Genomic DNA, 8,621 nt, shown 5'->3' with positions numbered 1-8,621 from the left:
CGCCGACCTCACCCGCATGGGGGCCACCCTCGACCTGATCAGGGCCGGCGCGCGGCTGCACCAGGCCGGATGCATGGGCTGCGTGCACGAGGGTCACCGCGGCGGCGGCCGACCACGCCTGCGGGCGGCAGGCGGCCGGATAGGCCACCGGACGCCCGAGCAGCGCCCGGTCGTCGCCGCCGAACAGCTCCGGCAGCCGGTAGCCGAACGTCTCTCCGGCCGCGAGCAGCCCCTCCGCGAGGGTCGCCGCGTGCTCGGCGAACCCGGCGCGGGCCAGCCCGGCGACCACGATCGCCGTGTCGTGCGCCCAGATCGACCCGCAGTGGTAGGACAGCGGGCTGAAGCCGCCGGCGTCCGCCGACATCGTCCGCAGGCCGAAGCCACCGGCCATCTCCGGGGAGACGAGGAGGTCGGCGATCCCGGCCTCCTCGGCCCCGGTGAGCAGGCCGGTGCCGAGCAGATGGCCGATGTTGCTGGTCAGCGCGTCGACCGGGCGCTTGTCCCGGTCCAGTGCCAGTGCGGGGAAGCTGCCCCGTGGCCCCTCCACCCAGAACCGGGCCCGGAAGCGCTCGGCCAGCGCCGCGGCGTGCTCGCGCCAGCGGGCGGCTCCCGGGCGGCCGAACGCCTCCAGCAGGTCGGCGCCCTGCCGGGCCGCCTGGTGGGCGTAGCCCTGCACCTCGACCAGGGCGATCGGCGGCTGGGCCTGGCGTCCGTCATGGAAGCGCAGCGCGTCGCCGGAGTCCTTCCAGCCCTGGTTGGCCAGACCCCGGCCGCTGGTGTCGACGTACTCGATGAAACCGTCCCCGTCGGGGTCGGCGTGCCCGCCGAGCCAGCCCAGAGCCGCCTCCAGGTGGGGCAGCAGCGCGGCGATCTCCCCGGTGGGCGCGCCCCAGCGCCAGGCGTCGTGCAGCAGGCTGATCCACAGCGGCGTGGCGTCGATCGTGCCGTAGTAGGCGGCGGGCAGGTGCAGTCCGTTGCCCTCGACCGCGAACTCGTGCCGGCGCAGCTCGTGCATGATCTTCCCGGGGGCTTCGCCGGAACCGGGGTCGATCTTGGTTCCCTGCCTGCGGGCCAGCACCCGGAGGGTGCCCATGGCCAGCTCCGTACCGAGTGGCAGCAGCATCCGGGCGGCCCAGATGCCGTCACGCCCGAAGAGGGTGAGGAACCAGGGCACTCCCGCGCCGAGGAAGGCGTCGCCGGGGGCGGCGGTCTCGGCCAGCCGCAGCGAGCGCAGGTCGTCCATGGACTGCTCGAAGAGCCTGCTCAGCCGGTGGTCGGCGGCGACGACCCGGGGCGCCCCCTCCCCCACCGCCCACTCGGCGGGGCGATCGGGCGCGGTCACCACGGCCTGGGGGTCGCGCACCTCGACCCTCCAGGACAGGGTGATCCGGCCGCGGGGCGCCAGCTCGACCGGCCAGCGCAGGAAACCCGTGCGCGCGTACCCGGCGGACTCGGCCCGCGCGCCCGTACCGGTCACCACGACCCGGACGCCGCCGGAGTTCCAGGAGATCTCACCGGGAGCGGTGCACTCGGCCACGGCCTCCACGGTGTCACCGCCGGACTTCACCACCTCGATGGGGGCGAAGTCGCAGCCCAGCTCCAGGCTCACGACGGCGGCGACGGGGACGGTGGCACTGGAGACGATCTCGACACGTTCCTCCATGCCCCCCGGTACGACCTGCCGGAATCGCTCGATCCGTACAGTGGGATCGGGGACGGGATCACCCAGCCATCGGGCCAGCGTGACGAACCTGGTGGCGCCCACCCCCTGGGGGGCATGGCCGACGGCCTCGGGCTCCCGGCCGTCGATCGTCAGGGTGGCCTGCGACAGGGCGCGGGAGTCCGCGTGGAACACGCCCTGGACACCGGCCGGGCGGATCTGCCCGTCGCCGCCGCTCAGCGCGACGGTCGGCGCCAGCACGGTGCTGACGAGGTCGTGCAGCAGGGGCTGGAGGCGGTAGGCCGCGGTGGAATCGGCCACCGTGACCGCCTGGGGGGTAGGGGATGAGGCGTCGTCGAACACGACTGACTCCCTGAGATCGTGTCGAGCCGGTGACGTCTTGACAGACGACGGCCGGTGGGTGCACATTGCGAAACACTCTCTTTACTTGAACGATCCAACCATTACACTCCGTTTACTTGAACGATCCAATCATGCCTCATCCCCTCTTGAACGTTCAAACCCTCAGAAAGGTGCATATGGCTACAAAGGTGACGATTACCGATGTCGCACGCCGTGCCGGGGTATCGCGCCAGACGGTGTCGAACGTGCTCAACAGCCCCGAACTGGTCCGCGAGGAGACCCGCGACCGGGTGCGGGAGGCCATCGAGACGCTCGGCTACCGGGCCAGCCAGGCCGCACGGCAGATGCGGACCGGCCGCTCGCGGCTGATCGCCACGCGCATCGAGCCGGACCGGGACGGGATCAACGGCTCGGTCCTGGACCGGTTCCTGCACGGGCTGACCGCCTCGGCGGCCCGAGCCGGATACCGGATCCTGCTCTACGCGGCGGGCGACGAGCGATCGGAGATCGACACCTTCGACGACCTGGTCGGAAGTCACGAGCCGGACGCCTTCGTGCTCACCAGCACCTACCACGGCGACGGCCGCCCCGCGTGGCTGCGCGAGCGGCGGCTGCCGTTCGTCACGTTCGGGCGGCCATGGGGAAACGCGGGTGGTGCTTCCGGCGGGGAGGCGGCCGGCGATCCGGAGCACCCCTGGGTCGACGTGGACGGTGCGGCCGGCACCGCGGCGGCCACCCGTCACCTGCTCGACGCGGGTCACCGGCGGATCGGGTTCCTCGGCTGGCCGCCCGGCTCCGGCGTGGGCGACGACCGCAGGTCCGGCTGGACCAGGGCCCTCGTCGGCGCCGGGATCGACCCGGCCGGCCTGGACCAGGCCACGGACGACGGGGTGGCCGACGGCGAGAAGGCGGCCCGCGACCTGCTGCGCGCCGAGCAGCCGATCACCGCGCTGGTCTGCGCCAGCGACTCGCTCGCCCTGGGCGCGCTGCACGCCGTCCGCTCCCTCACCGCCTCGGGGCAGCTGACCGCCTCGGGACGGCTGACGGCCGAGGGACGTCTCACGGTCGCGGGACAGGCCGGTGGCGAGGAGGGCCTCCCGGTCCGCGTGATCGGTTTCGACGACACGCCGGTGGCGAAGGCGGTGGGGCTCAGCAGCGTCAGCCAGCCGCTGGCCGAGGCCGCGGCCGGCTGCGTCGGCCTGCTCACCCGGTTGTTCGACCCGCCCTCCCCCGACGACCCCGAGGCCGGTGGGCCCCGCACGCACGTACTGCTCCAGCCGTCTCTGGTCCTCCGGCAGTCGTCATGACCGCGTGACCACCCGGCTCTCCTTCAGATCACCCCCCAGGAAGATTGGAAAGGCACGATGAAACAGCCGATCAAGCAGCACAACCTCCGTACCGCGGCACTCGCCGCGCTCGCCGTGGGCACCCTGGCGGCCTCGGCCGCCTGCGGCAGCGGTTTCGACGACTCCGCCGACCAGAGCAGCGCCCCGCAGAGCAGCGGGCCCGCCAGCCTGCAGGTGCTCATCGGCTCCTCCGGCGACGCGGAGACGAACGCGCTGCGCGCGGCCGCCCAGACGTGGTCGGCGTCCTCGGGCAGCACCGCGACGATCACCCCCGCCCAGGACCTGACCCAGCAGCTCGGCCAGGCCTTCGCCGGGAGCAACCCGCCGGACGTGTTCTACGTCGACGCCGCGCGCTTCGCCGACTACGCGAGCGTCGGGGCGCTGGAGCCGTACGCGGACAAGATCTCCGACTCCGCCGACTTCTACCCCGGCCTGCGCGAGACGTTCACCTACAACGGCACCTTCTACTGCGCGCCCAAGGACTTCTCCACGCTGGCGCTGATCGTCAACGCCGACCTGTGGAAGAAGGCCGGGCTCACCGACGCCGACGTGCCGACCAGCTGGGAGCAGCTCACCGCGGTCTCCAGGAAGCTCAAGGACAAGCAGCCGGACGTCACCCCGCTGGTCATCGGCGACACCCGTGACCGGGTCGGCGCGTTCATGGTGGAGGCCGGCGGCTGGATCGTCAGCCCCGACGGCAAGCAGGCGATCGCCGACAGCCCGGAGAACGCCGCGGGCCTGAGCTACGTGCAGGGCCTGCTGAAGGACGGGCTCGCCCGGTTCCCCAAGCAGGTGGACGCGGGCTGGGGCGGTGAGGCGTTCGGCAAGGCCAAGGCCGTGATGACCATCGAGGGCAACTGGATCAAGGGCGCGATGAAGGCCGACTACCCGGACGTCAAGTACAGTGCCCACGAGCTGCCGGCCGGCCCCAAGGGCAAGGGCACCCTGTCCTTCACCACCTGCTGGGGCATCGCGGCCAAGAGCAAGCACAAGGAGCAGGCGATCGCCTTCGTCGAGGCGATGACCAAGGCCGACCAGCAGATGGCCTTCGCCAAGGCGTTCGGCGTGATGCCCTCGCGCCAGTCGGCCAAGGAGGCCTTCGTCCAGGCCTTCCCCGAGGACGCCCCGTTCGTCGACGGCGCCGAGTACGCCCAGGGGCCGGTCAACGCCCCCAAGATGGACAGCGTGCTGGCCGACTTCGACACCTCCATCCAGCAGCTGCCCGCGGGCGACCCCGAGAAGATCCTGGCGAACCTGCAGAAGAACACCAAGGCCGCGCTCGGCAACTGAGTCAGACCGGTGCGCGGTCCCGGCCCGCCCCGGACCGGGACCGCGCACCGGATGTAAGGGAGACTGACGTGGCCGAGACAACGACCACCACGCGGCGGCCCGCGCGCCGCCTTGGCGACAGGACCAGGGAGAACATCGCGGGCTGGCTCTTCGTGGCGCCGGTGGTGGTGATCCTCACCCTGTTCATGCTGCTGCCGATCCTGATGGCACTGTGGGTGAGTTTCACCGACTGGAACGGCCAGGGCAGCCCGTTCCGCGCGCAGGTGCCGTTCGTCGGCGTGGACAACTACACCGCCCTGTTCACCCAGGACGACCTGGGCCGCCTGAACTTCATGACGAGCCTGCGCAACAACTTCTACTACGTGCTGATCGTGGTGCCCGCCCAGACGGTCCTGGCGCTCGGCCTGGCGCTGATCGTCAACCGCCGGCTCCTCAAGGGCAAGACCTTCTTCCGCACCGCGTTCTTCTTCCCGTCGGTGACCAGCTCGGTGGCGATCAGCGTCCTGTTCCTGTTCATCTTCAGCAACTCCGGCGCGGTCAACAGGCTGCTCGCGATCGTCGGCGTCGACGGACCCCCGTGGTTCTCGGACGCGCGGGGCGTGCTGCACCTGCTGCTGGGCTCCGTCGGCCTGGTCGATCCCGAGGCGCCCCCCGAGGCGCTGACCGGCGGCGGCCCGTTCGGGCTGTCGTGGTGGGACTGGCTGTCCGGCCCCAGCGTGGCCATGTGCACGATCATCATCCTGGTCGTCTGGACCACCTCGGGAACGTTCATGCTGATGTTCCTCGCCGCGCTCCAGGACATCCCGGTGACCCTGGAGGAGGCGAGCATGCTGGACGGCGCCACCCCACGCCAGCGCCTGCGCCACGTGACGCTGCCGATGCTCAAGCCCACCCTGTTCCTCGTGCTGACCCTCGGCCTGATCGCCACCTGGCAGGTCTTCGACCAGGTGTACGTGATGAGCCAGGGCAAACCCGCGAAAACCACCCTGACCCCGGCCTTCCTGTCGTACCAGACGGCCTTCAAGGAGCTGGACTACGGCTCCGGCGCGGCCATCTCGTTCGTCCTGTTCGTGCTCATCGTGGTGCTGGCGGCGTTCCAGCGATGGGTCATGCGCGACAAGGACGGCGGGAACGCGAAACGCCGCACGCCGCGCCAGAGGAGGGCATGATGTCCACGGCCAAGAACCGCCTCGTCCCCGTCCGTCAGGAGCGGCCGGGCGGGATCCGCTCACTGGTCTCCACCTTCGGCGGGTACGCCGTCCTGGTCTTCTTCTCGCTGGTCTTCCTCTACCCGTTCGTCATCCAGGTCGCCAACTCGTTCAAGACCGAGCCCGACGCCGCGGCCAGCCCGCTCTCGCCGATCCCCGACCCGGTGACGCTGGCCGGCTTCGAGCGCGTGTTCGCCGAAACCGGCATGCCGTTGTGGCTGGGCAACTCGGTGCTGGTGACCGTCGTCATCACCGTCGGCCGGGTATTCCTCGACTCCCTGGCCGGGTACGCACTCGCCCGGCTGCGCTTCCGCGGGCGCCAGGCGCTCTTCTCGGCGATCGTCGCGATCATCGCGGTTCCGGGGGTGGTGCTGTTCATCCCGAAGTTCCTCGTGCTGAACCAGCTCGGCATCTACGACAGCTACACCGCGCTGATCCTGCCGGTGATCGCGGACGCGGCCGGCGTGTTCATCATGAAGCAGTTCTTCGAGTCGATCCCGGTGAGCGTGGAGGAGGCCGCGCGGATCGACGGGGCCGGCCGTTTCCGCATCTTCTGGTCGGTGGTGCTGCCGATGGGGCGCCCCGCCGTCATCACCCTGACGATCATCTCCTTCCAGAGCAGCTGGAACGAGTTCCCGCACACCCTGGTGGCCGTCCAGGATCCCAGCCTCTTCACGCTGCCGCGCGGCCTGGCCGACCTGGTCAGCGGCTCCCTCGGGGTCGGCACCCAGTATCCGCTCAAACTCGGCGCGGCGGTGCTGGCCACCATCCCGGTCGCGATCATCTTCGTGATCTTCCAGCGTTACTTCATCCGCGGCGCCAACGAGGGGGCCGACAAGGGGTAGCGGGGGTCCCCTCGCGCTTGACCGGCCGGGACAGGGTAGGGGTGAGAGATGCTTATCTTCGGTTTGCGCACGGTGGTCCACCGGCTCGGGGTGCTGACCCTGGTCTGCCGCAACTGCGGCAACGCGGCGGCGCAGGTGCTCTCGCGGCGGGTGACCAAGTTCAGCCTGTTCTTCGTCCCGCTGTTCCCGGTGCGGACGAGGTACGGGATGCAGTGCACCTTCTGCGCGGCCTCGTACGACATCTCCAAAGAGGAGGCGGAGCGGCCGGCGGTCCGCTGACCACCACGTCCGGCGTGGCCACGTGGCCGGTGCGCGGCGGAGAGTCCCGGCACCGCCTCGCTCCCGGAGACCGAACCCCGCGGTCACCACGCGGGCACGCCCTGAGCAGCCGCCCCGCCAAGAACACATAGCGACATATTCAGACCAAAGAAGGGAATTATCGCTAACAAGAAGAGAAGTGTTAATTATTTACATCTATAGCGATTCTGCTTTACGGTGCCGAATCAGCTGCCGCCGGGACGGGGCCCGTACGCCGCACGCGGATGCCGTGGGCGTCGGCGCGCTGGAGGCCGCCGGCGTCCACATTGGAGATCGGGATCAGGCCCTTGACCACGCCCTTCTTACCGTTTCCGGTCAGCTTGACGATCAGCATTCCCGGGTCGGTTCCGTGGGAGGAGTACGGGTCGCCGGAGAGCGGGATCGGCCCTCGCGTCGAGGCGAAGGCCCAGTCGTGGTCGGGCGAGACGGCGAAGAGGTCGACCGTCGGGTCCGCGCTGAACCGGGAGACGAGGTCGACGGTGCCGACATGGGCGCCGGTCGCCCCGTCGAAGACCTCGGCGACATTGGCGGCGCGGTCACCGGCCCAGACGTAGCGCTCCTCGTCGGAGGCGAGGACGCCGTGCGCGTCGCGGTCGGGCGAGTCGTCGTTGAAGAGCGACTGGACCGCCGGGGTGTTCGGCGGGTTGGCCGGTGAGTAACCGCTCATCGGCAGCCGGAAGACGCTGAACTGGTCGAGGTGGTCGGGCGTGCCACCGCCTCCGTTCCCGAAGACCTTCCCCTTGGCCTCGATGAACCCGCAGCCGTTCGCGGGGATCCTGCTCGCGTCGTACTCCCCCACGATCGACATCGGCGTCGTGCGCCAGTCGACCACGAGCATCCCGCCGCCCCGGAGACTGACGAAGACCGGGCCGTTGTCCGAGGCGATGAACGGGCAGATCGGCGCGTTGTCCGGGCGGAGCCGGGGTGCCTGGCACGGTATCCCGTTCGGGGTGGTGCATCCGGCCAGGTCGATCGTCGCGGCCGGCTGCTGGACGAAGGTGCCGGACACGTAGTCGGTGCTGATGCGCTCCAGCTTCTTGCCGTTCTGGTTGGAGACGACGAGGTACTTGTCGTCCTCGGTGGGCCAGAGGGCATGGGCCTGCCGGACCCCTCCCGCTCCGGCCTCGGTGAGGAAGCAGGCGAGCGGCTGCCGGGCGGCGGCGTCGAAGACGACCACGTGACCGCTGGCGACGAAGGCGAGCGCGGCGTGGGTGTCGGCCTTGTTGAAAACAATCATGTGGGGACGTACGGGGACGCTGCCGGTGCTCGCCAGGCAGAGGGACGAGGTCGCACCACTCAGGTCTATGACGTGGACGGGCCGCGCGGCCGACAGCCGGTGGGTGACCTCAGCGCCGGAGTACACGTTGACCGCGCCGCCGTAGGAGAGCCCGTCGGTGTTGGACTGGTCGACCAGCCACACCTCGTACGACTTCCCCGCCGGCGCCTGGGGCGGCGCGGCCGCTCCCAGGACGAACAGCACCAGCACCGCGACGATCGCGACCCGCCACTTCCCCATACGCCCTCCAAGGTCGTTCCAGCCGGAACATCTCCATATCCCTTCCGACCACGCTGCTTTCTACTTTCAATCCCA

The 8,621-nt window shown here is 70.3% G+C and carries 7 protein-coding genes; 5 read left to right on the top strand and 2 right to left on the bottom strand.

Annotated features, from left to right (window positions below):
• Positions 1-2,023, bottom strand: a 2,023-nt coding sequence (locus ABT130_RS37855; RefSeq protein ID WP_350963942.1) for an amylo-alpha-1,6-glucosidase, incomplete at its 3' end; no start/stop codon positions are given.
• A gap of 188 nt (positions 2,024-2,211) precedes the next feature.
• On the opposite strand from ABT130_RS37855, the gene ABT130_RS37850 reads away from it, so the two are divergent.
• The 5 genes from ABT130_RS37850 to ABT130_RS37830 all read left to right on the top strand — a co-directional run bounded on the left by ABT130_RS37850 (position 2,212) and on the right by ABT130_RS37830 (position 6,991).
• On the top strand, positions 2,212-3,330 hold the full coding sequence (locus ABT130_RS37850; protein ID WP_350963940.1) for a LacI family DNA-binding transcriptional regulator: 1,119 nt from the start codon (positions 2,212-2,214) through the stop codon (positions 3,328-3,330).
• 57 nt (positions 3,331-3,387) lie between these two features.
• Positions 3,388-4,659 carry a sugar ABC transporter substrate-binding protein gene (locus ABT130_RS37845; protein ID WP_350963937.1) on the top strand — a complete coding sequence of 424 codons (1,272 nt, stop codon included), beginning with the start codon at positions 3,388-3,390 and terminating at the stop codon, positions 4,657-4,659.
• A gap of 68 nt (positions 4,660-4,727) precedes the next feature.
• Positions 4,728-5,828, top strand: a complete 1,101-nt coding sequence (locus ABT130_RS37840; protein WP_350963934.1) for a carbohydrate ABC transporter permease — start codon at positions 4,728-4,730, stop codon at positions 5,826-5,828.
• Positions 5,825-6,712 carry a carbohydrate ABC transporter permease gene (locus ABT130_RS37835; protein ID WP_350963931.1) on the top strand — a complete coding sequence of 296 codons (888 nt, stop codon included), beginning with the start codon at positions 5,825-5,827 and terminating at the stop codon, positions 6,710-6,712. Before ABT130_RS37840 ends, ABT130_RS37835 begins: the two co-directional genes overlap by 4 nt.
• A 48-nt stretch (positions 6,713-6,760) precedes the next feature.
• Positions 6,761-6,991, top strand: coding sequence for a zinc-ribbon domain-containing protein (locus ABT130_RS37830; RefSeq protein ID WP_350963929.1), 231 nt, complete (start codon positions 6,761-6,763; stop codon positions 6,989-6,991).
• A gap of 211 nt (positions 6,992-7,202) precedes the next feature.
• Here the strand turns inward: ABT130_RS37830 and ABT130_RS37825 are convergent, their stop codons facing one another.
• The gene (locus ABT130_RS37825; protein WP_350963927.1) at positions 7,203-8,546 is read right to left on the bottom strand and encodes a YncE family protein; all 1,344 of its coding nucleotides are present in this window, start codon (positions 8,544-8,546) and stop codon (positions 7,203-7,205) included.
• Between the last annotated feature and the right edge of the window lie 75 nt (positions 8,547-8,621).

The sequence above is a fragment of the Streptosporangium sp. NPDC001681 genome, from assembly GCF_040298085.1.
Classification (GTDB): domain Bacteria; phylum Actinomycetota; class Actinomycetes; order Streptosporangiales; family Streptosporangiaceae; genus Streptosporangium.
This window is presented reverse-complemented; position numbering and strand designations above follow the sequence as displayed.